25 protein-coding genes are annotated in these 20,792 nt (G+C 34.9%); 6 read left to right on the top strand and 19 right to left on the bottom strand.

The features are described from left to right. Nucleotides 1–44 precede the first annotated feature (44 nt). Genes PSR14_RS06490 through PSR14_RS06480 form a run of 3 tightly spaced genes read right to left on the bottom strand, consistent with a single transcriptional unit; the run spans nucleotide 45 to nucleotide 1,430 of the window. On the bottom strand, nucleotides 45–233 hold the full coding sequence (locus PSR14_RS06490; RefSeq protein ID WP_000949420.1) for a hypothetical protein: 189 nt from the start codon (nucleotides 231–233) through the stop codon (nucleotides 45–47). Between the two features lie 11 nt (nucleotides 234–244). Continuing rightward, nucleotides 245–544: a hypothetical protein gene (locus PSR14_RS06485; RefSeq protein WP_001006054.1), complete on the bottom strand. Its 300-nt coding sequence runs from the start codon at nucleotides 542–544 to the stop codon at nucleotides 245–247. A gap of 37 nt (nucleotides 545–581) precedes the next feature. Further along, complete coding sequence (locus PSR14_RS06480) at nucleotides 582–1,430, bottom strand: CPBP family intramembrane glutamic endopeptidase (protein WP_001067975.1); 849 nt, start codon at nucleotides 1,428–1,430, stop codon at nucleotides 582–584. Between the two features lie 141 nt (nucleotides 1,431–1,571). On the opposite strand from PSR14_RS06480, the gene PSR14_RS06475 reads away from it, so the two are divergent. Beyond that, nucleotides 1,572–2,276 carry a response regulator transcription factor gene (locus tag PSR14_RS06475; RefSeq protein ID WP_000272687.1) on the top strand — a complete coding sequence of 235 codons (705 nt, stop codon included), beginning with the start codon at nucleotides 1,572–1,574 and terminating at the stop codon, nucleotides 2,274–2,276. A 9-nt stretch (nucleotides 2,277–2,285) separates the two neighbouring features. Continuing rightward, nucleotides 2,286–4,028 carry a sensor histidine kinase gene (locus tag PSR14_RS06470; protein WP_406644171.1) on the top strand — a complete coding sequence of 581 codons (1,743 nt, stop codon included), beginning with the start codon at nucleotides 2,286–2,288 and terminating at the stop codon, nucleotides 4,026–4,028. Nucleotides 4,029–4,441: 413 nt separating this feature from the next. Here PSR14_RS06470 and PSR14_RS06465 read toward each other — a convergent pair whose 3' ends face one another. The 3 genes from PSR14_RS06465 to PSR14_RS06455 form a co-directional block, all read right to left on the bottom strand. Further along, nucleotides 4,442–4,594 carry a hypothetical protein gene (locus tag PSR14_RS06465; protein ID WP_000394952.1) on the bottom strand — a complete coding sequence of 51 codons (153 nt, stop codon included), beginning with the start codon at nucleotides 4,592–4,594 and terminating at the stop codon, nucleotides 4,442–4,444. Nucleotides 4,595–4,776: 182 nt separating this feature from the next. Continuing rightward, entirely contained in the window at nucleotides 4,777–5,142 is a 366-nt protein-coding gene (locus tag PSR14_RS06460; protein WP_098487482.1) for a VOC family protein, read from the bottom strand. A 59-nt stretch (nucleotides 5,143–5,201) separates the two neighbouring features. Continuing rightward, nucleotides 5,202–6,104 (bottom strand): AraC family transcriptional regulator, encoded by a 903-nt coding sequence (locus tag PSR14_RS06455; RefSeq protein ID WP_098487481.1) that lies wholly within the window; start codon nucleotides 6,102–6,104, stop codon nucleotides 5,202–5,204. Nucleotides 6,105–6,241: 137 nt separating this feature from the next. On the opposite strand from PSR14_RS06455, the gene PSR14_RS06450 reads away from it, so the two are divergent. Together PSR14_RS06450 and PSR14_RS06445 are read left to right on the top strand one after the other, a co-directional pair. Further along, on the top strand, nucleotides 6,242–6,727 hold the full coding sequence (locus tag PSR14_RS06450; protein WP_061131517.1) for an RNA polymerase sigma factor: 486 nt from the start codon (nucleotides 6,242–6,244) through the stop codon (nucleotides 6,725–6,727). Between the two features lie 5 nt (nucleotides 6,728–6,732). Next, entirely contained in the window at nucleotides 6,733–7,851 is a 1,119-nt protein-coding gene (locus PSR14_RS06445) for an anti-sigma factor (RefSeq protein ID WP_098487480.1), read from the top strand. A 40-nt stretch (nucleotides 7,852–7,891) separates the two neighbouring features. Here the strand turns inward: PSR14_RS06445 and PSR14_RS06440 are convergent, their stop codons facing one another. Together PSR14_RS06440 and PSR14_RS06435 are read right to left on the bottom strand one after the other, a co-directional pair. Then, a complete protein-coding gene (locus PSR14_RS06440) occupies nucleotides 7,892–8,869 on the bottom strand; it encodes an HD domain-containing protein (protein WP_098487479.1) in 978 nt (325 codons plus the stop codon). Nucleotides 8,870–9,082: 213 nt separating this feature from the next. Beyond that, on the bottom strand, nucleotides 9,083–10,189 hold the full coding sequence (locus tag PSR14_RS06435) for a metallophosphoesterase (RefSeq protein ID WP_098487478.1): 1,107 nt from the start codon (nucleotides 10,187–10,189) through the stop codon (nucleotides 9,083–9,085). 315 nt (nucleotides 10,190–10,504) lie between these two features. Here PSR14_RS06435 and cytK2 point away from each other — a divergent pair, with 315 nt between their 5' ends. Then, the gene (gene cytK2 / locus PSR14_RS06430) at nucleotides 10,505–11,515 is read left to right on the top strand and encodes a beta-channel forming cytolysin CytK2 (protein WP_000830619.1); all 1,011 of its coding nucleotides are present in this window, start codon (nucleotides 10,505–10,507) and stop codon (nucleotides 11,513–11,515) included. A 101-nt stretch (nucleotides 11,516–11,616) separates the two neighbouring features. On the opposite strand, the gene PSR14_RS06425 is transcribed toward cytK2, so the two are convergent. From PSR14_RS06425 to PSR14_RS06375, 11 genes are all read right to left on the bottom strand, one after another. Next, entirely contained in the window at nucleotides 11,617–12,267 is a 651-nt protein-coding gene (locus tag PSR14_RS06425) for a hypothetical protein (protein ID WP_001037221.1), read from the bottom strand. A gap of 168 nt (nucleotides 12,268–12,435) precedes the next feature. Further along, nucleotides 12,436–13,038 (bottom strand): hypothetical protein, encoded by a 603-nt coding sequence (locus PSR14_RS06420; RefSeq protein WP_000382051.1) that lies wholly within the window; start codon nucleotides 13,036–13,038, stop codon nucleotides 12,436–12,438. A 115-nt stretch (nucleotides 13,039–13,153) separates the two neighbouring features. Next, on the bottom strand, nucleotides 13,154–13,678 hold the full coding sequence (locus PSR14_RS06415) for a hypothetical protein (RefSeq protein WP_001008519.1): 525 nt from the start codon (nucleotides 13,676–13,678) through the stop codon (nucleotides 13,154–13,156). A gap of 43 nt (nucleotides 13,679–13,721) precedes the next feature. Continuing rightward, on the bottom strand, nucleotides 13,722–13,967 hold the full coding sequence (locus PSR14_RS06410) for a hypothetical protein (RefSeq protein ID WP_000282232.1): 246 nt from the start codon (nucleotides 13,965–13,967) through the stop codon (nucleotides 13,722–13,724). Between the two features lie 181 nt (nucleotides 13,968–14,148). Next, the gene (locus PSR14_RS06405) at nucleotides 14,149–14,634 is read right to left on the bottom strand and encodes a barstar family protein (RefSeq protein ID WP_001217227.1); all 486 of its coding nucleotides are present in this window, start codon (nucleotides 14,632–14,634) and stop codon (nucleotides 14,149–14,151) included. A gap of 263 nt (nucleotides 14,635–14,897) precedes the next feature. Next, a complete protein-coding gene (locus PSR14_RS06400) occupies nucleotides 14,898–15,923 on the bottom strand; it encodes an S-layer homology domain-containing protein (RefSeq protein WP_098487477.1) in 1,026 nt (341 codons plus the stop codon). 89 nt (nucleotides 15,924–16,012) lie between these two features. Beyond that, nucleotides 16,013–16,264: a hypothetical protein gene (locus PSR14_RS06395; protein ID WP_000435468.1), complete on the bottom strand. Its 252-nt coding sequence runs from the start codon at nucleotides 16,262–16,264 to the stop codon at nucleotides 16,013–16,015. Nucleotides 16,265–16,376: 112 nt separating this feature from the next. Further along, nucleotides 16,377–17,909: a fatty acid--CoA ligase family protein gene (locus PSR14_RS06390; protein WP_098487476.1), complete on the bottom strand. Its 1,533-nt coding sequence runs from the start codon at nucleotides 17,907–17,909 to the stop codon at nucleotides 16,377–16,379. A gap of 161 nt (nucleotides 17,910–18,070) precedes the next feature. Further along, nucleotides 18,071–18,499, bottom strand: coding sequence for a hypothetical protein (locus PSR14_RS06385; protein WP_000832616.1), 429 nt, complete (start codon nucleotides 18,497–18,499; stop codon nucleotides 18,071–18,073). A gap of 234 nt (nucleotides 18,500–18,733) precedes the next feature. After that, the gene (locus PSR14_RS06380) at nucleotides 18,734–19,723 is read right to left on the bottom strand and encodes a lipoate--protein ligase (RefSeq protein WP_000897258.1); all 990 of its coding nucleotides are present in this window, start codon (nucleotides 19,721–19,723) and stop codon (nucleotides 18,734–18,736) included. Between the two features lie 9 nt (nucleotides 19,724–19,732). Then, nucleotides 19,733–20,467 carry an MBL fold metallo-hydrolase gene (locus PSR14_RS06375; RefSeq protein WP_000784663.1) on the bottom strand — a complete coding sequence of 245 codons (735 nt, stop codon included), beginning with the start codon at nucleotides 20,465–20,467 and terminating at the stop codon, nucleotides 19,733–19,735. 180 nt (nucleotides 20,468–20,647) lie between these two features. Between PSR14_RS06375 and yhfH the strand changes: the two genes are divergently transcribed. Then, nucleotides 20,648–20,776, top strand: coding sequence for a protein YhfH (gene yhfH, locus PSR14_RS06370; RefSeq protein ID WP_000567010.1), 129 nt, complete (start codon nucleotides 20,648–20,650; stop codon nucleotides 20,774–20,776). Nucleotides 20,777–20,792: the final 16 nt, after the last annotated feature.

Raw genomic sequence — 20,792 nt, 5'->3', positions numbered from 1 at the left:
TCCTTTTATTTACATAAAAAAACTCTTCTACAAATAGAAGAGTTTTACCTACCTTTAGACGCTTTCTTCGGTTCATACTCTGGGATAAGAAACGTACTTACAACCCAGCATATTAAACCAGCGCCTTTTATATAGCGTATATATTCATAGTCTTGAAAAAATAAAGTCGTTACAATAAGCGTAAAAAATCCAATTAAAACTAGTACATATCCTATTTGCTTCTTAGATAACATAACGTACCTCCTTAAGGAAGTACATCCATTAATAAGCTAAAATCTTGCAGAGAAAAAGAACTATATTTCATAATCCCTTGTACAGCTAAAAGTAAAATAAGGCCGGTCACACACATATAATTAACGCTTTCTTCACTCTTTTTTTCAGCAACTACACCACCACTGATACAGAGAATTCCTAACAAATGAAGCGCTAAATACATAAAGAAATAAGCTTCCTCCCAGCGAAGAATAACGTTGACTGTCGTTATTAGCACTATACTAAGCACAATCAAATAAAAAAACTTATTTGATGATATTGTTTCATTCATATAATTTTATACATCCCTTTCAATCGTCTTCTTCATCTCATTTACTCCCCACTACGTCTGAAAAGCTTTTTTCCTGCTCTACATATATAGCTGGCATTTCTTTACTCCAATACTTGCGGTTAACAAATAAAAAGATTAGTACTAAGTTTAATCCTGTTATAAAAATAATAAGTCCTGGAAAGAACGTCGTATAATTTGAGAAATCTGTAAAACTCATTATCTCTTCTTTATTTATTAAAAAAGAAGCACCGATTACAAATGCATTGTTTAACATGTGAATAGCAATTGGCATGAGTAAACTATTCGTACGAATATATACGATTGATAGTACAACGCTAAATACAATTGCACCTAGGAAATCAACGTGTAACAATGCAAACAATATTGCTACAACAATGATCGCTATACTCGTTCCCCATTTTGCTGCGAAGCGTTGCAGTAAAAATCCGCGAAAAACAAATTCCCCAATAATTGGTGCGATGAATACGACCATAATAACTTGATAAACGTATCCTCCAGTGCTATCCATAATCGGTTCGCGTAATGCGTTCATAATAAATGTCGGTGTAATCCATGCAAAGCTATACATGTACAAAATAAGATATCCATAACTAAACACGCATAACATGATCGTAATGTATAAAACTTGCACCAGGTTAAATGTTTCATTTCTATTAATAAATAATGAAAATGAAACACGGTGTTTTTTATACTCAAAATAAATCCACGTAATCGGCAGGATATAGAATATAAGAATATTTATAAAAGTAGAATTTTGCATATGAAATGTATTTTCTATCAATTCATTACTGGCTCTTGCAACTACAGTTAATAGTGCAAATACAATTAAAAAATATCTAGCTCGCATCGTTTGAAACGGATTCACACTCATCTCCTCCCCTATGTTACTTTTATCATATCATTTGATTCTTAATTTTTTGAGAAAGAAAACCTTAAAATTTCCTTAAAAATTCCATAAGTTACCGAAAGATGATATGATATTCGAGGAAATTAGGAGGGATTTTTTATGTATGAAGCAAATATTTTGCTCGTTGATGATGAAACAGCAATTTTACAATTACTAACTACCATTCTTGAAAAAGAAGGTTTTTCTCATATTACAACTGCAACATCCGCTGAAATAGCTTTATCTCTCACTCAGCAAAACGATTACGATTTAATTATTTTAGATGTCATGCTTCCTGGACAATCTGGTTTTGATATTTGTCCAATCATTCGTCAAAAAACAGATTGTCCTATCTTCTTCCTCACAGCTAAAACATCTGATTTAGATAAAATATCTGGATTTTCACACGGTGCAGATGATTATATTACGAAGCCATTTAATCCACTTGAAGTGGTAGCTCGTATGAAAGCACAACTCCGAAGACATATGAAGCAAGTTATGCCACACGAACAAAAAGCACAATCCAGTTCATTTGGTAGATTTGAAATTGATCGATATTCCGCAGAGCTTACAGTAAATGGGCGTGTTGTCGAATGTTCCGCCCAGCTATTTCAGCTATTACTCTTCTTTTGCGAGAATCCGAACTACGTATTTTCAAAAGAAGAAATATACGAGAAAGTTTGGGGAGCACCTGCCTATAATGGCGATGACAATACCGTTATGGTCCACATTCGAAAACTACGTGAAAAAATCGAACAAGACCCAAGTAAACCAGAATATATAAAAACCGTTCGCGGGCTTGGCTATAAGTTCATTACAAAGTAGGGTGACGATATGAACTTTAATAAACGACTTATTATCCAGTTTATCATGCAACACGTATTTGTTTTAGTTACATTACTGATTGCTGTAGTAGCTGCATTCACGTATTTAATTTTTCTTGTTACGAGTACTTCATACGAACCGAACATTCCAGATGCTGAAAATTTTATGATTGCAAGATACATCTCTTCAGAAGATGGCAATATTTCGTTAAAAGCTGAAGTAAAAGACTTAATTAAAGAGAAAAATGATTGGATTCAAGTTGTCGAGGAAAACGGAAAAGTTCTCTATCACTTTAATACGCCAAATGACGTACCGACATCTTATACGAAAACATCTTTATTCTCGTATATACAGAATCACATAGAAAGTCCTTATACATTTACATATTGGGAAATTGAATTAGAAGAAAAAAACGTACTTGTTATTTACGGCGGCATGTTAAAAAGCAATGCACTACTAAAAACAATTCAGAAAACGCACCCTTCTGTATCTACAGATTCATTCGCATTAACAGAAGAAGAAAAACAGTTACTTTCTAAAGAAAAGGCTACTCTTCAAATCTTTAATAGTGGCGGCGAAGAAGTATTCTCCTATCCAAACGGAAAGAAAAAAACGTTTTCTGTTATACAAGCTGCTCTTAATGAAAGGGAACCGTGGAATCATAAAGAAAACACGTCTAGCTTTTACGACACAAATAGCAATCATCTTCTCGTTGTAACTGCCAAAAATGAGTACTACTACCCAGATGATGAAATAGACGATGTATTTGCTAAAAAGTTTCTAATCGGATGCGGATTAATCCTTCTTATCGTATTTGTTTATTTAGTCATTCTTTCTATTTGGTACGGTAATAAATTTGGAAAACCGTTATTACATGCGATGCGCTGGCTTAAAAACATAGCTGGTGGAAAGTACGAAGAGCCTGTTAGTAAAAAAGGAAAACCTATCAGGTTCAGGAAATCTGGTAAAGAAAAATGGTCATTCCGCTTATTTAGTGATGTTACAAATTCACTAGAGCACCTTTCTATTACACTCAAAAAAAATGATGCGATGAGGCAAGTACTGCAGCAAACACGTGAAGAATGGATTACTGGTCTAACGCACGATTTAAAAACACCACTAAGTTCTATATACGGCTACGCATTATTACTAGAATCAAAACAGTATAACTGGACCGATCGTGACATTCAGCAATTTGGCAGCGTTATGAAAGAGAAATCTCAATATATGACCACACTAATTGATGACTTAAGCTTAACGTATCAATTAAAAAATACTAGTCTTCCTGCGCAGCATGTAAACATTGAAATGAATCAATTCGTCCAAAAAGTATTATTACAATTCATTAATAATCCGACACTTCAAAATCAAAATATTGAATTCGTACCAAGCTCAAATAAAATTCAATATTTCATTGAAGAAAAATGGTTCCAACGTATTATTGAAAACTTACTCGCAAACGCTGTAAAACATAATAATGAAACGACTAATGTCATCGTAAAACTTTCGCAAAACGCTACTTCATTTACACTCTCTATTTCAGATAACGGAAAAGGAATGGATGATAAAACGAAAGAGCTTCTATTTGAGCGATATTACAGAGGAACAAATACAGAAGAAAGCAACATTGGAACTGGACTTGGCCTCGCCATTACAAAACAGCTCGTTCATGCTCATAACGGAACGATTTCTATTGATAGTGAACTTGGAAAAGGAACGACGATTATACTTGTATTTCCGTTTCGTTCATAGAAAAGGCGCTATGTGGCGTCTTTTCTTTTTTGGGAGAGTTTAGCGGTATATGAAATGATATAGACCATCTTTCTGAGTTGTTTTAGCGGTATATGAAATTATATCGGCGATTTTGCGAATATATCGGCGCAACTCACAATATATCAGCGATTTTTCAAATATATCGGCGCAAATCAAATTATATCAGCGATTTTCTAAATATATCGACTTATCGACAAAAATCGACAACGCTAACCTACTTCCTCTACTATACAAAGTAAAAATAAAACTATTAACAAATACATTTCTAAACTGTTATACTATAAATAGAAGTATAAACTAACTAAGTTTTGCATAAAATGAAGTAGACGAGGTGCTTCCAACACCCCGTCACTGCAACTAATTACCGCAAGGTGGAAGGTTGCAACTAAAGCTTATTTGCGCTTAGAAGACTTCCCACGCTTCGCAGGCAGACGGGTGGTCTTCTTTTTGCGCTTTTTTGTCGTTAATTTCTTAAATCCCATAACTATACCTTCTCTAGCTATAGTTTTTGTGATTTCCAACAAAATTTGCAAAAGAAATTCCATACGATTACACCTCCTTTCTTCACCAAATGAAGAAAGGGCGTAACCTTCCACCCGCAATATTTAATTGCTATTTTATTTTACCATTTTCAAATGTATTACATATAAAGCAATACAAATTTAACAATCCACTCATAAAAAATAACCTTTCATAACTCACTATGAAAGGGCACTCCATATTTCAGCTATTTTCCTACCAATACAAACACATTCTCATCAGGTGCTTCCATTACCGCAACGTGTCCTGATTCTGTTGGAAATGGTTCACGAATCCATTTAACATCTTTAGTATCTTTTAAACTTTCATACGTTTGTTGCACATCTTCTACTAATACTTCGACTTCCATAAAATGAATATCCGGATGATTGCTTATTACTAACTCCGAACTTTTCTCATCTGGAAACTTCAATCCGATTAACGTCCAAATAACCCCTTCTTCTAGTTCTCTTTCTATAACCCAGTTTTGCTCCATTCCCATTTCTTTATAAAAAGAAACGGATTTTTCTATATCCTTCGTATATATAGATACACATTCTAGTTTTTTGAACATATTCCCACTCTCCCTTTATAAAAAAGCGAACCACCTCCCAATGATTCACTCTTACTCTATTATTTTTTCTTCACCGGTATCCAAAGTTCAATTTGAGCGAACTCACTTTTATCTGCATGGGAACGCTCATCGTATAGCTCAAACTCATTAACGCCGCAATGTTCGTATCCTGAATGCGGGAACCACTCTGAGAATACTACATTCCACGTTTGGTGAATAGACGATACCATTTCTTCATGAGGAACTTTCGGCGTTGTAAATACCGCATATGTTGCTGCCGGGAACGTGCGCTTTGCAATTTCATTTGGTACATTTTCAAAGTCTGTGACTTCCATTCCGATAATATAAGTGAAGTCCCCTGTTTCTAAATTAAAATCAGTACATAATCCAAGCTCTACCCATTGGCTCGTATCTTTACGATTCGGAATTGTCGTTCCAAGATCTTTTTGTAAATATTCTTGCCAAAATGCTGGAATGTCTTGATAGTTCTTCCCTTCTTTACTTGTCGTCTTCAGTTCATAACCCGCCACTAAAAATTCCGGTTTATTTACAATACGATATTCCATTTGTATGCCTCCTAAATACGGATTTAATTTTCTTTGCTTTACATTCACGCTGTAATACATCGGTGTTTCTATTTCCTGCTTTCGATATTCACTCGGTGTCATTTGAAATAATTTTTTAAAGGCTCTCGTGAACGTTTCGTGAGATTGAAAGCCATGTTCAAATGCGATATCAATAATTTTTTCATCCGTATGAGAAAGTTGATAAGCTGCCCGGGCTAACCTCCTCTTCCGAACATACTCCATTACCGTATCACCTACTAACGCCTGGAATACACGATGAAAATGCGACTCAGAAAAACCTGCAATGCGAGCTAACTTACGTAGCGTCTGTTTTTCCATTACATCTTCCTCAATATAATCAATGGACCTTTGAATTTGTGTTTCATAGCTTTCCATCTCTGTTCACCCGCCTTATATGTATTATGATAAAAGAGAATCTTATCCAATTCTTGACGTTTTTTACTATAATTCCATGAAAAATTGTAACTTTTTTATATGTTTTTCGTTGTTATGTGTGAAGGGAGGGAAATGTAGTGAAACGTAAACAATCATTAGAAGAAATTTATTCAGAACATATGCAAGATTTATTTCGCTATCTTCTCTCCCTAACCGGAGATTCCCATTTTGCTGAAGATCTCATGCAAGAAACCTTTTACCGCATGCTCGTCCATATTGACTATTACAAAGGCGAAGAAATTAGACCGTGGTTATTTACAATTGCCTACAACGCCTTTATCGATTGGTATCGAAAAGAGAAAAAATATAAAACAACTACAGTGGAAGAATTCCATTTACCAAACGTGCCAAGTACAGAGCACTCTTATTTCATAAAACATGAGATTGCTAGTTGGTTAGAAGGTTTATCTTCTCTTCCGCTTGAAAGACGAAATATTCTGTTACTACGAGATTACTACGGATTCTCATATAAAGAAATAGCAGAGATGACCGGTCTCTCACTAGCGAAAGTGAAAATTGAATTACACCGTGGTCGAAAAGAAATGAAAAGCATAAAGGAGTGATACGGATGGGTTGTACAGAATTTAAAAAACTATGGGAGAAGTACGAAAACGGAACGCTCATGCATGATGAACAGAAACTGTTGGAAAGTCATATTGAGACATGTGAAGAATGCGAGGCTTACTTAGATCAATTGCTTTCAAAAAGTGAAACAATAAAGAAAAAACTACCACCACAAAACCTGAAAGTTCCGTTTTGGAAAATAAAATGGAAACAACGTTGGCAAACCGTTAGTTTTGTCCTTGCCGTTTGTATTGCAATCTATTTTGTTGGTCATTTCTCATCTTCTTTTTACTTCTATAATATGAAAAAATTAGTTGAAGTAAATGAGATTCCAGCACTCGCACTAGAAGCAACAATTCCAAATAGTCGTTCCACTGGAGGCAGTACAAAGATTAAACCCTTTTTCCGTACAGAAATTGAAATGAATTTAGTTAAAACGGTCGGTAAAAAAGAAATGCCAATTGGTACAGTAACAACGCGTAGCTTCTTATCATCTGTAACTGACACAAATCAATCATGGGCAAATAAACCCTATTCCAACAAACTTTCCTTTGTTCATCCAAAAATAAAGCAAGATGATCATTTGAAAGAAATCTCTAAAAAAGTTTGGAGTACACTCGGAAAGATACATGAGGGCACCGTTGCAGAAGTAGCGATATCTTTTGACAAACCTTACACTTTACAAGAATTAGCATCCATTCTATATAGCACATTTGAAGCACAAGAAATGCCGCCCACTCCTATATGGTACGCTTTAGACACAGGGCAAGAAAGAATAGATGAAGAAGATTTCATTCTACATGGCGGAGAGGTTATCGGATTTTCAGAACATATAAATCTCCCTGATAATGAAGCAAAACGACCGAAGACAAAAGAAGATGAAGTAATCGAAATGATGCGTATTCTTTCTACACATAAAGAAACTGTAAGTAAAACTACTTGGACTCCTGAAAAAGAGCTGAACTTAGATAAGCGTTATGAGTATGTAAAAGAGAACGGTGTAAAAGTATACGGGATCGTCATTACCGGACCATCGAAAGAATTGTTAAAATTACAAAACTCGCCTCACGTACGTTATGCGACTCTTGGAGATATTGAGGTTTGGAATTGGTTTGATCAGTGATGTGGGAAAAGGAGAGCATCTAGGAGTGATGCTCTCCTTTTTAATCCGAAATCACTTTCACATACATCCCTTTCACCGCTTTTTCATAAGCGCTATCACTCATCTGTCTTATGTTTTCTGACACAACAGACGATGGAACGACTTCCCCTTCACGAAGTATCGGAGGATCAATAAGGCGTACTTTATTTTTCTGATACAAATCATAATCGTTTTTATCTTCTTTTACTTTTACATTCGGATGAACTTTGCTTACTAAAGCATGTACTTCTGGATCACTACATTGCTGCAATTTCGAAATTAGCTCATCATCTTCAAGAAGAAAATCATCTGCATGAATAACCTTTTTGTGTAGAGCTAACTTTAGCGTTTTTGCTAACATGTCATTTCCATAAATATTCATTGGTTGCATAAAGAAATCGATGACTTCTTTGTAATACGTTTCTGTAAACCATTCAGCTATTTCGATATTTTGAAGGACCATTCTCCCCTCTACTGCGATAATATCCTCTAAAAATCTATGAACCTCTTCTAAAGAAATATACCCATATGTATACATATCTCGTAACGTATAATCCACTCGATCTGCGCATAATTCTGGCGCTGACCTTTCCAGTAACGTCCACTTCGAATCATCTAACAAAATCTCTTCATAGTTATAACCATACTTTGAAAGAATCGCTGGAATTTCTGAATTTTTCACAACAGCACTAAATATTTCTTCATGATAACTTTCATTTTTGTTATCAAAAACATAATCAATCACATGAGAAAAAGCAGTATGCGATACGTCGTGCAGTAAACCAGCAATTTGTTCCTCTACTGAGCCACCGAGTTTCTTAATTAACAACATAACGCCAACTGAATGATCAAAGCGCGTTACATTCCATTCCTCATTTATTAAGTAGCTTGCGCCAGTTTGATGAATACCTTTTAACCTTTGCACAGACTTACTTACAATTAATTCTTCTACTACTGGATCCACTTCAAATTCTCCGTATAGCACATCTGATATGATCACTTATAATCCCCCTTTATCTTATAATCGTAACTCTTTTATGAAATCGACACCAATAAAATATTGAATTCAAATATATTGATTTTAAATTATTAATATTGTATATTATACATGTCTGTTATTTGTTTTAATTCATTTATTTTTATTGAGTGCTCCTTATATGGAGCCTTTTTTATTTGTAAAAATAGAGAGCCATTAGCTCCCTATTACATAAACTTATTCAAACGTAACCTCCACCTGCACAATCTCCGACCTACTTCCAAGTCTAAGCGGTGGTCCCCAAAATCCGAAGCCTGAAGAAACAATTGCGTGAAATGCACCTTTTTGTGCGTATCCCCAGTCTAGTTCGTACATTCTTCTCGTTACAATATGGTTTGGTGCCATTTGTCCGCGGTGCGTGTGACCGGATAATAGTAAATCTACGCCAGCATCCGCTGCTTGTTTCAACTCAAAGGGTTGGTGATCCATTGCGATAACTGGCATCGTTTTATCCACTGTACTCATAAGTTTTTCAAAGCTTTGGCGATCGCGTTCTGTTTTATCTCTTCTTCCAACGAGGTAAAAGTCATCTTCAATTGTGATCACTTCATCTAACAAAATACGAATATCAATCTTATCCATCTCCTGTAAAAATTCAGGAACTGCCCGTCCATAATATTCATGGTTTCCTAACACACCATATACGCCTAGTGGAGCTGTCATTTGTTTCATAATATGTCCCATATTTTTTTGAATGAACACACCTGGATGATCATCGATAATATCTCCTGGCAGTAAAATAATATCCGGCTCCATTTCATTTACATGACGAACAAGCCTTTTCAAATGCGAAACGCCAGATAATTTACCGAAATGCATATCAGAAGCCATCGCAATGCGTAAGCTTTTACGTCCCTCTACTTTTTTCGGAATGTGCACCTCATACTTTCTTACTACCGGGCTATATGCATTAAATACTCCGTACGCAAAGATAAAAATGAATGCAGCTAACACAGCCACCCCTGTCCAAATAATTGCCGCTTCTTTCTCTACTGAAAACTGTAAAAGAAAGACTGTAATATTAGCTAACGGTAATAACATAAGCGCGTATTGTATAACCGCAAACCAAATCGAACCTATTGTTCGTAGGAAAGGCAAAAACTTAAACACTTGCACGAGAATGTACGCATACGAAATGAAGCCAACTATGAAAGCGTAATATCCCCAAGACTCCCAGCCAAATACCGCATGAAGCCAAACCCAGCCGTTCCAGCCTATGTAAAGCATAAGTAGTGTGTATATAATTAATATCGTAAATATATTAAGATAACGAAGATTCTTCACAACTAGCCTCCTTATTCATTTCTTCTATTATATCTTGTTATGCACTTATAGCGTAAATATTAAGCACAATGATCTTCACAATAAAAACCTCTAATTGTTTAGTGATATTGCGTTTGTTGCGACGCAGGTTGGGGGAGTTGATGAGGAGGAATATATAAACAATACAGCGACGATTCTCTTGATAAAAATTCATAAAATTTCATTATACAAAACTCACCTATGCAATTATGCATAATCATGCCTTCCGCTTTATTTTCATGTTACGATATAAATGAAATACGACATATATCGACAAAAATAAAAGGAAGTGATTGTATGAAACGTTCTAAAACGTATTTAAAATGTTTAGCATTATCCGCTGTTTTTGCTAGTAGCGCTTTAGTGCTTTCAACACCTGCTGCTTACGCTCAAACGACGTCACAAGTTGTAACAGATATCGGACAAAATGCAAAAACACATACGAGCTATAATACATTTAATAATGATCAAACTGATAATATGACAATGTCTTTAAAGGTAACTTTCATCGATGATCCAAGCGCTGATAAACAGATTGCCGTTATTAATACAACTGGTAGTTTTCTAAAAGCAAATCCTACTATAAGTAGTGCGCCTATTGATAACTACCCAATCCCTGGCGCTAGTGCAACATTACGCTATCCTTCACAATATGATATTGCCTTTAATCTTCAAGATAATAGCGCTCGTTTCTTTAACGTAGCACCTACAAATGCTGTAGAAGAAACGACTGTAACATCTAGTGTATCATATCAACTTGGTGGTTCTGTTAAAGCTTCTGCAACGCCAAATGGCCCTAGCGCTGAAGCTGGCGCAACTGGTCAAATAACTTGGTCTGACTCTGTAAGCTATAAACAAACAAGCTATAAAACAAATTTAATTGACCAAACAAATAAAAACGTAAAATGGAACGTATTCTTTAACGGATATAACAATCAAAACTGGGGGATTTACACACGTGATTCCTACCATTCTTTATATGGAAACCAACTGTTCATGTACTCTCGCACATATCTATATGAATCTGATGCAAAAGGTAATTTAATACCGATGGATCAACTTCCAGCATTAACAAATAGCGGTTTCTCTCCTGGTATGATCGCTGTTGTTATCTCTGAAAAAAATACAGACCAATCTAACTTACAAGTCGCTTATACGAAACACGCCGACGACTACCAACTTCGTCCAGGCTACACATTTGGAACTGCAAACTGGGTTGGAAACAACGTAAAAGATGTTGATCAAAAAACATTTAATAAATCGTTTACACTAGATTGGAAGAATAAAAAGTTAGTAGAGAAAAAATAAAGAAAACCGAACCGCCATTTAGATGGTGGTTCGGTTTTTATTTAAATAACAAATTCTTTCTCTTCACATTAAAATAAAACTTTTAATACTACGGAACAAACTTAGGCGCTCTGCATGGAAGTTTGTATGATTAGACATTCTTTACATAGATAAAAGTATAAAAAACTCTCTCCTATTTGAAAAGTTATTCCTCCTGTAAGTCCCCCTTCATTCCCATAATCTTCTCCGGTCAACATAGCCACATAGTTCATATTTTTCGAGCAACAAGGACACGTTGCCTCTATAAAATCGTCTATGTATAGGGGCGCTCCAAGTATTCTACAAATATAATCTCTTCCCATCGCATCAAAAGCTTGATCATTTTCATCTTCATCACAAGGGACATCATAATTCTCCATCGTTATTAATTTCATATCATATTTCGGCAAAGGAACTGGTATTTTATCAATTAATTCATACTTCCAATTAAACATCTCACTTTGAGTAACGGTATGTATAGAACGTTCCATTATATTTATTTTGAAATTTTGTATATCTTCATATAAGGAACAATTTAAACAAGTGATCAATGGCAACTCTCTTAATTCATCTGTCTTAAGTTCCTCTAATCTAGAATCATTCAAATCAAAGGTAAATATTTGATGCGCTTGTTCATTACATTGTGGACATATGGGAAGTTTCCAAGTGTCTCCACCAAAATAATGACCATATCCCTCTTCTCCGCGAATAACTCTAAACCCTAATTTATTCATATATTTGCCTCCGCTTTATAAATTACATAATAAGTCTACTTCACTTTTAATCATTCATTATGATCCGTCTTGTATAACAGGTGAATACTATCTAACAACCCAGGTTGGAGAGTTTATAAGGCGAAGTACATAAAGGCTGAACTTGTTTCATGCGTTGCTGCTTTGATTTTAGTCCATAACACGTTCTTCCGCATAACAAACAAATACTTGCTTTTCCGAACGTAAAGATACTAAATAATACTCATCTTCAAAATGCCCTACTATATACCCCATTTCCCCAGCCAGTTCAATTGTTTCTTTATTAAAATATACTCTTGATTGCTCAAATTTTATATGTTTTATGATACTCTCTAACTCATTTTCGTTTACTTCCTTCTCAGAGAAAAGGAACATGAGGCTCCCTTCCATACATACAGGAGAAATCACATCGAAAATATCAGTTGCAGGATCATACTGGTTTATTAAAATTGTGCTCTTTACAGTGGATTTTCTCCAATTTAACTCTTTTAATTCTTTTTCAAAAACGTAATTTTGTACCTTTGTTAATTCCTCTTGAACCCCTTCACAATTCACTAAAATATATAAATGAAATTTCGACATCATTGTTTTCATAAATTGTTCCATGCTTGTATCCACATCAACTATATATCTATTAATTATTGATAACAAATTTAAAATTTTATCATTTTCAAAATTATCATGTTCATCTAACACTAGAAAATAGTCGTTCTTTTCTGTTGCAGGTTTGTGTATTTCGATGTATGTGTCCATGTTTTCTCCTTAAAAACAATTTTTATTTACGACTAAATTACCCTGGCATATATAAAGAGAGAAGAGCTTATATTCACTCTTCTCTCTAATATCTTTATCCATCCTTACTCTTTTTCTATATTTCTAAATTGTTACTAGCAATTGTTAATAATGCACCATCATATTGAATAAATGCACACGCCGATGAGGGGACTAATGTAATTTTCGGAACAAAACAATTCCCCATTACATACTCTATAATCTTATTTTGATTTAATTTTTTAAATTTAATATCAACCTTTTCTCCCAAACAAATTATAGCTAACGTGTTTTCTATACTTACACTATAAAATAATTTGATAATATAAAGTACTTCTTTCTTTTGTATAGATTCAAAAACAAAGAAAACATTATCCCTGCCAAAGTCTAGCATCTTATAAAAAATTTTTTTAGAATCGACTTCCTTTTTAAAATGTAATATTTCTGATTTACTTACATGTATAATGAATTGACGAATCCTCTGTTGAAAAAGCAAATTCAAATTATCAATATTAAAATCATCATTATTATGTAAATCCGTTTCATATATATCAGTAAAATCATTCACCCGATATATATTACTATCTTCTATACACTGAACTTTTTTGAATTCAAAGTTCATTTTAGTCCTCCTTATTCAGTTCTAAGCTATAAAGCGCAAAGTATTATTCAAGCGAATCTCCAAATATATCAATCCATTCCTCTAAAACTCTACCAAAATCATTAATATTATCCTGTTCATCAAAGCCTTTTTCAATTAACTCATCTGCCAAAATGTCTCTCAACTCATGGATGATTTCAATTTCTAACATACGAAAGTCTTTACAATCTACAATCCATAATAGTTCAGGTGCCTTTCTCCTTACTATCTGCTGCAATAATTCTTTTGTATCCTGCTTAAAATTATACAAGTTGACTTTTCCTTTCTATAAACAACGGCGAACTCCTCAAAGAGATTCCTCTTTTCATCTTATAATACGTTTCAACAATTACTAGCTACATTTTAAAATATTATGAACCTGTAATATTTAGAGGGATGGTTATAAAAAAACATTGTGATTACTACCACAATGTTTTTTTATAACTGCAAATTTATTTTATAATATCAAATTCAATTATGCCTGTGGACTTAAACCTCTCAATTATATGTTTCTCTTTATTATCTATACAACAAAAAAACACATGAACAGGGGTTGGAAAAGTTATTAACTCCCCATATTCCCTACCTTCTGCCCACTCCATACACGTATCAGACAATATGTTTATTAACACTTCAAAATTCTCATTGTCATTCACCAACAATTTATCTGTTTTACTAATCAAAATTACATATTGCTCAGATGTTAACCAACTTAAATCGTTTATACACTCATCAAAAGCATTCCAGTTACCACCGAAATAATCTGGGAAATTCATTTTCTTTGAGAATTCGCTAAATAACCCATTCATATCCATACATTTACTACCATCAATAGATATTAATTGGATATTCTCTTCTATTCTTAAATGTTTAGAATGATTAAATAGTAAATGTATAAATGGAGGAGTTAACGATTTTATTTTATTATCAATTCGCATGATCTTATCATCCTTTTTACGTGGTAATTGAACAAAAGTTTTATAATGATTTTTTGTATAATATGCTTTTCTATTTTGACCAATTACAATCCTTTGCTAGACATACGCACCTGTAAAGTATACATATTGCCGAGGTCCATTTCCACTAATAACGGATTAATATTATCTTCTACACTATCCTATCAATAATTGACACATAAAAAAGCACACAATCCATTCACAAAAGTGAACGTTGTGCGCCTTCATTTCTCATTCTATTTCATTTATTTCTTCAACTTATCCGCCTTCGCAATAAATTGTGCTGCTTCCGCACGACTTACCGCTTTATTTGGAGCCCAGCCATTATCTGTTCCAATTGAAATCTTTTCTTGGATTAAAATATTGGCATACTTCGCACCCCAATGATTGTTTAAGTCAGCAAATTCTTTCGGTAGTTTTATATTTTCATTTCTTTCTAATTTATATGCATTTACTAACATTGAAGCCATTGATGCACGGTTAATTAACCCGCTCGGATTAAAGTTTCCCCTCTCATCACCTTTTACAATACCTGCTTTTTCAACAGCAGCAATATACGGCGTTGCCCAGTGATTTTGTGCATCAAGGAATGATGGCTTTGCATCTTTCTGAATTTCTAATCCTAAAACAGTTGCTACTATTTTTGCAGCGGAACTACGATCAATATTTTCAGCTGGTGCAAACGTACCATCTGGCTTACCGTGTACTGCTTCTTTATCTACTAAATATTGAACTGATTCTTGTGCCCATGCTGGTACGTCAGAGAATTTAGGCTTCTGTTCAATTGCACTCGCATCGATTTCAAACTGTACTTGATATGTATGATCATATTTAATTGCTGGAATTAATATATGCATTTGCATATTATATTTTTTCGAAAACTCATCAATTTCAAATTGAACAACTTTCGTACCGTTATTTGCTTTATCTTCGGAAATTACTTTTACATCATGGAATGTCCCTAATTTTTTCGGATCTTCTACTCTAAGATACTGGAAATAGCTACTATCTTGAACTGTTAACGTAACGATTTTTTTATCACCTTGAATGGTTACTTTTGCATTTTTTAAATATGTAGAAGCAACTGATGTATCATTCGTTTGATCTTTATAAGTCTTTAAAATAACGTCATACGTACCATCTGCTAATTTGCTAGCTGCTTTCATTTCTACTACCGCTTCTGCTTTCGCAATCGGTGCCATCATACCGCTAAATGGAACTACTAACGTTGCTGCTATAACAAATGCATTCATATATTTTTTCTTAATCATTATCAATATGACATCTCCCTTTATATAAATATACTTAACACAACTATCATATTGATAATGATTATCAATGTCAAATAAAAATAATACTATTATTTCCTACATAAGTACGCTTTCCGCTCATTTTTAAAAAGTAAATAATGCGCTGTATGAACTTTTCGTTCTAAATAATCGATAGAATACGAGCTTGATGGATCAACTAAATCACCTATCGCTCCTGAAAGGTGATCAATGACTTGCTGCAAAATCTCTAAGTTTTTCTTCTCACTTTCCGCATTCATTTCATCCATAATGTCACAAATAAGATACTGCACTCGCCGTAAACGTAATTCCTTCTGTTCCACTTATATCTCCTCCTTATTAGTCATATTACGGTTTAAATATATGGCACCATAGCTTAACCAATGCTAAAAAATAGAAAGGCAACCATCTTCATAAAGATGGTTGCCCCTATATTTAAACTTGCATCGCTCTTTCTCTCAAAGCTCTTCTCAGCAACTTGCCTGTCGTATTCTTCGGCAGTTCTGTTAAAAATTCAATACTCTTTGGTACTTTATATTTTGCTAAATGTAATGTGCAGTAATGCATCAGTTCTTCTTCTGTTACGTTCGTTTGTTTCAGAACGACGTACGCTCGCACTGCTTCTCCTAAGTTTTCATCAGGAACACCGATTACGACAACTTCCGCCACTGATTCGTGCATGTACAATACTTCCTCTACTTCACGAGGATATACGTTATAGCCGCCAACTAAGACGATATCCTTTTTGCGATCAACGATATAGAAGTAACCTTCTTCATCCATTTTCGCTAAGTCTCCTGTATACAACCAGCCGTCCTTTAATGTCGCAGCTGTATCTTCTGGTGCGTTATAATATCCTTTCATAACGTTAGGCCCGCGAACAATTAATTCCCCAACTGCACCAACAGGTACTTCTTCTCCAAGTTCATTTACAATTTTATTTTCTACATGCCAAATATTTGTACCGATTGACCCTGGCTTACGCGGACGATCTAGTGGATTAAAACAAGTAACTGGTGATGCTTCTGATAAACCGTATCCTTCTGAAACGATAACGTCAAAACGTTGTTCAAAGTTTTGCAGAAGAGCAACAGGCATTGAAGCACCACCTGAAATACAAAGACGAAGCGTCTTCACATCTTCTGCGCTCGCTTCTTCGAATAAATATAAGTAATTGTACATCGTCGGTACACCGGCAAAAATTGTCGGTTCGTACGTGCGGCAAATACGGAATACTTCTTTCGGGCTAAATTTCGGTAACATTAAAATCGTTGCCCCGTTCACAATCGGTGCATTGACCGCCACTGTTAAACAGAATACGTGGAACATTGGCAGTGCCGCAACGACGCGATCATCAGCCGTATATTGTAAATACGACGCCACATCGCTCGCATTACTATATAAATTTTTATGCGTTAACATAGCGCCTTTCGGTTTTCCAGTTGTGCCCGAAGTGTATAAAATAACCGCTACATCTTCTTCATCTAGTTCTGGGCCTTCGTAAGTTACATCTCCAGCCCCTATCATTATAGTAAACGTTTTCATTTTTTCGGTTTCTGTATGGTTAAAATCTGATGAGGTTTCGCATATGATGATGTTTTCAAGTGAAGGAAGTCTTGTTGTAAGAGATTGTATAACAGGTAGAAGGACGTCGAGTACGATAATTGTTTTTACATCTCCATTTTGTAAAATGTAATGCATTTCGTCTGCTGTATAAATTGGATTAACTGGAATAACAGTTGCTCCCGCTTTCATTGTTCCGTATAAACCGACCAAAAAATGTGGTGAATTTCCAACAACTAATGCAACATTGTCCCCTTTTCCAATGCCCATTTCTGCTAAATTGCTAGAAAACCTTGTGACCATTTTGTTTAATTGGTCATATGAGACCGACTGATCCATAAATATATAAGCCGGTTTATCCCCCTTCTTTTTCGCCGTTTCAGCCAAAGATTGAACGAGATTCACACAAACCCCACCTTTATAAAATTTAGAATATTTAAAAATTCTAAATTAATTATATTAAAAGAAAATTAAAGTGGCAAGTGTTATTCCATTAACTGCATATAAACAGATCACCTCCTCTTCATTTACTTTGGAAGGATAAGGGAATTTTATTTGCAAGTAATTTATGAAACTAAACCAAAAATCATTTTAGGATAATATGCACTCATCTTTTCTCTAAGTTTAGTAAGTTCCTCTTTATTTAACGTCGTATGCTCTCCAAACAAGTTAATCGCGTCCGCTCCATCTTCATGAAAATACACCGTAACATATAGTGCCGGTAACCCTGCATTGTCTTCATCTATTGAAAAGACGACATCTGGTGTCTTATTAACAGTGCTGAATGTTTCATTTCTTTTCCACTTCTTATTTTGAAACATGTCTTGTATTTCCTGTATCTTTCGTCTGTTATCTGTATGCGTAAAATATATAACATTATCTTTCGCTGGTTTTCCGATCGATAAAAGTATGCGACTTGAGGAAGTTTCATCGTTACAAGCTGCTATTCCAATAACGAAGCTGAGCAATAATACAACATACATTACTCTTTTCATTTCGATCCGCCTCCTTTTGAATATGTATATTCTTTTATAAGAGGCAGATGTCCTGTGATTTTATCGTATATAAAATTATATCGGCGATTTTTCAGATATATCAGCGATTTTCTAAATATATCGGTCGTAACCCGGAATATATCAGCGATTTTTAAAATATATCGACTTACCGACAAAACGTGACAATCTACGCAAAAAGAAAGAGGCTGCCAGTTACGGTAGCCTCCCTTATTTTTAGAAGAACAAATGTAAGAAATCTTCTGTTGTAATATTACCGAAGTAACGTGCGATATCTACGCCTTCTAAAGCTGCAGTGAATGCATCTTTATCAAATTGTACGCCTGTTAGACGTTCTTCAATATCATGCACATCTAGTGAACCGAAGAAGTCACCGTAAATTTTACATTCTGTTACTGTTCCTTTTTTCACTTCAAGACGAACGTCAACTTGTCCAACTGGGAAGCGGTGTGAATGTTGTAAGTTGAACTTCGGAGATTTTCCGTAGTTCCAGTCCCAATTGCGGTAGCGCTCTTCAGAAAGTTTGTGGATTTCTTTCCAATCCTCTTCTGTTAATTCATACGTTGGAATTTCTGTTTCTCCTTCGAAAATTGTTTCTAGAAGAAGTTGTCTAAACTCTTCTGTCGTCATTTCTTCGTTTAGGAACTCTGTAATGTTCGCAACGCGGCTACGGATTGATTTAATTCCTTTGGATTGGATCTTATCCATTTTTACTTTCAGTGCTGATACGACGTGATCGATTTCAGAGTCAAATAGTAACGTACCGTGACTGAACATACGACCTTTCGTTGAGAACTGCGCGTTACCTGAAATTTTTCTGCCTTCAGCTAAAATGTCGTTACGACCACTTAGTTCTGCATTTACGCCTAATTTACCAAGCGCTTTCGTTACAGGCTCTGTGAATTTTTTGAAGTTGCTGAAACTGTCTCCATCATCTTTCGTAATAAAACTGAAGTTTAAGTTTCCTAAATCATGATATACTGCGCCTCCGCCTGATAGACGACGAACGACATGAATACCTTTTTCTTTTACGTAATCTGCATTAATTTCTTCTACTGTGTTTTGGTTTTTACCAATGATAATCGAAGGTTCATTAATGTAGAACAGTAAATATGTTTCGTTAATATCTAAATTCTTCACACAATATTCTTCAATCGCTAAGTTTATTCTAGGATCTGTAATCCCTTTATTATCAATAAATAACATCGTATCACCTCATGAGTTCCATACGTAGCCACTATGCGCTAGCGTAATATGGCCACTGAAAATTTGTTTTGCTTCTGTTACTAAATCAGCTGGATTGCCTGTATGCGGTAAGTGCGTTAATAAAAGTTCTTTTACATTCGCATCTTTCGCAATACTTGCTACTTCTGTACTATTCATATGCCCTGCTTTTGCAGCCTCTTGATGTGCATACATATTACACTCACAAATGAAAAGATCAGCATCTTTCGTGAATGGAATAAATTCAGGAATATAACTGGAATCTGCGCTATATACTACAGCGTCATTACCTGCTGTAATACGCATCGCAAAGCATGTAACAGGATGAACAGTTTTTAAGAATGAAATCGAGAACGGTCCAACTTGAAGTGTTTCTTCTGGATTGTACGCGATTCCTTTCGTATGCGGTTCATGCGTTAAAGACTGGAATCCACTCTCATCAAACGTATGACCGTATATTGGTAGTTCCGGTAGTTGTCCCTTTGTCGCACTCGTAATTAGTCTCGCATATTGCAATACCCCAATGTCTGCAACATGATCGTGATGATAGTGCGAAAGTACAACTGCATCTATATCAGATGGTGTTATATATTTTTGAAGCTGTGCTAGTACACCACTACCACAGTCTACAAGTAAACGAAAACCATCGTGTTCAAACAAATACCCCGACGTTGCTTCTCCCGCTTCTGGAAAGCCGCCCCAAAAGCCGACAACAGTCATTTTCATATGTATCCATCCTTTCTAAAACCGAGTAGAAATGCATGTTTCACTTACATTCTACATTGTTAACTATAATCCATTTCCTAAACTTTTTCATTAATTTTCAATTTTGTTATAAAACAGTTGTTGACTTTTGTTTTTTGTACTAATACAATGATAGTAAGAAATGGAAATGGAGGGATTGACATGATCGATCAACCAATGGAGTTTTTCAGAAATTTACCGACGAAAACTTGTGCGCACTGTGGGAAAGAAATTGATGAGCAACACGAAGCATACCATAACAAATGTGATGACTGCGTTCACGAAGAATAGTAGTTTGTGAACAGAA

The organism is Bacillus sp. A01H (assembly GCF_045277205.1).
GTDB lineage: Bacteria > Bacillota > Bacilli > Bacillales > Bacillaceae_G > Bacillus_A > Bacillus_A paranthracis.
The sequence above is the reverse complement of the archived record's forward strand: the minus strand, read 5'-3'. Positions and strand labels throughout refer to the sequence as shown.

Coding starts and splice junctions, on each gene's coding strand:
- PSR14_RS06490 (WP_000949420.1), bottom strand. CDS start 233: ATGTTATCTAAGAAGCAAATAGGATATGTACTAGTTTTAATTGGATTT.
- PSR14_RS06485 (WP_001006054.1), bottom strand. CDS start 544: ATGAATGAAACAATATCATCAAATAAGTTTTTTTATTTGATTGTGCTT.
- PSR14_RS06475 (WP_000272687.1), top strand. CDS start 1,572: ATGTATGAAGCAAATATTTTGCTCGTTGATGATGAAACAGCAATTTTA.
- PSR14_RS06470 (WP_406644171.1), top strand. CDS start 2,286: ATGAACTTTAATAAACGACTTATTATCCAGTTTATCATGCAACACGTA.
- PSR14_RS06465 (WP_000394952.1), bottom strand. CDS start 4,594: ATGGAATTTCTTTTGCAAATTTTGTTGGAAATCACAAAAACTATAGCT.
- PSR14_RS06460 (WP_098487482.1), bottom strand. CDS start 5,142: ATGTTCAAAAAACTAGAATGTGTATCTATATATACGAAGGATATAGAA.
- PSR14_RS06455 (WP_098487481.1), bottom strand. CDS start 6,104: ATGGAAAGCTATGAAACACAAATTCAAAGGTCCATTGATTATATTGAG.
- PSR14_RS06445 (WP_098487480.1), top strand. CDS start 6,733: ATGGGTTGTACAGAATTTAAAAAACTATGGGAGAAGTACGAAAACGGA.
- cytK2 (WP_000830619.1), top strand. CDS start 10,505: ATGAAACGTTCTAAAACGTATTTAAAATGTTTAGCATTATCCGCTGTT.
- PSR14_RS06425 (WP_001037221.1), bottom strand. CDS start 12,267: ATGAATAAATTAGGGTTTAGAGTTATTCGCGGAGAAGAGGGATATGGT.
- PSR14_RS06420 (WP_000382051.1), bottom strand. CDS start 13,038: ATGGACACATACATCGAAATACACAAACCTGCAACAGAAAAGAACGAC.
- PSR14_RS06415 (WP_001008519.1), bottom strand. CDS start 13,678: ATGAACTTTGAATTCAAAAAAGTTCAGTGTATAGAAGATAGTAATATA.
- PSR14_RS06405 (WP_001217227.1), bottom strand. CDS start 14,634: ATGCGAATTGATAATAAAATAAAATCGTTAACTCCTCCATTTATACAT.
- PSR14_RS06400 (WP_098487477.1), bottom strand. CDS start 15,923: ATGATTAAGAAAAAATATATGAATGCATTTGTTATAGCAGCAACGTTA.
- PSR14_RS06385 (WP_000832616.1), bottom strand. CDS start 18,499: ATGAAAAGAGTAATGTATGTTGTATTATTGCTCAGCTTCGTTATTGGA.
- PSR14_RS06380 (WP_000897258.1), bottom strand. CDS start 19,723: ATGTTATTTATTGATAATAAAGGGATTACAGATCCTAGAATAAACTTA.
- PSR14_RS06375 (WP_000784663.1), bottom strand. CDS start 20,467: ATGAAAATGACTGTTGTCGGCTTTTGGGGCGGCTTTCCAGAAGCGGGA.
- yhfH (WP_000567010.1), top strand. CDS start 20,648: ATGATCGATCAACCAATGGAGTTTTTCAGAAATTTACCGACGAAAACT.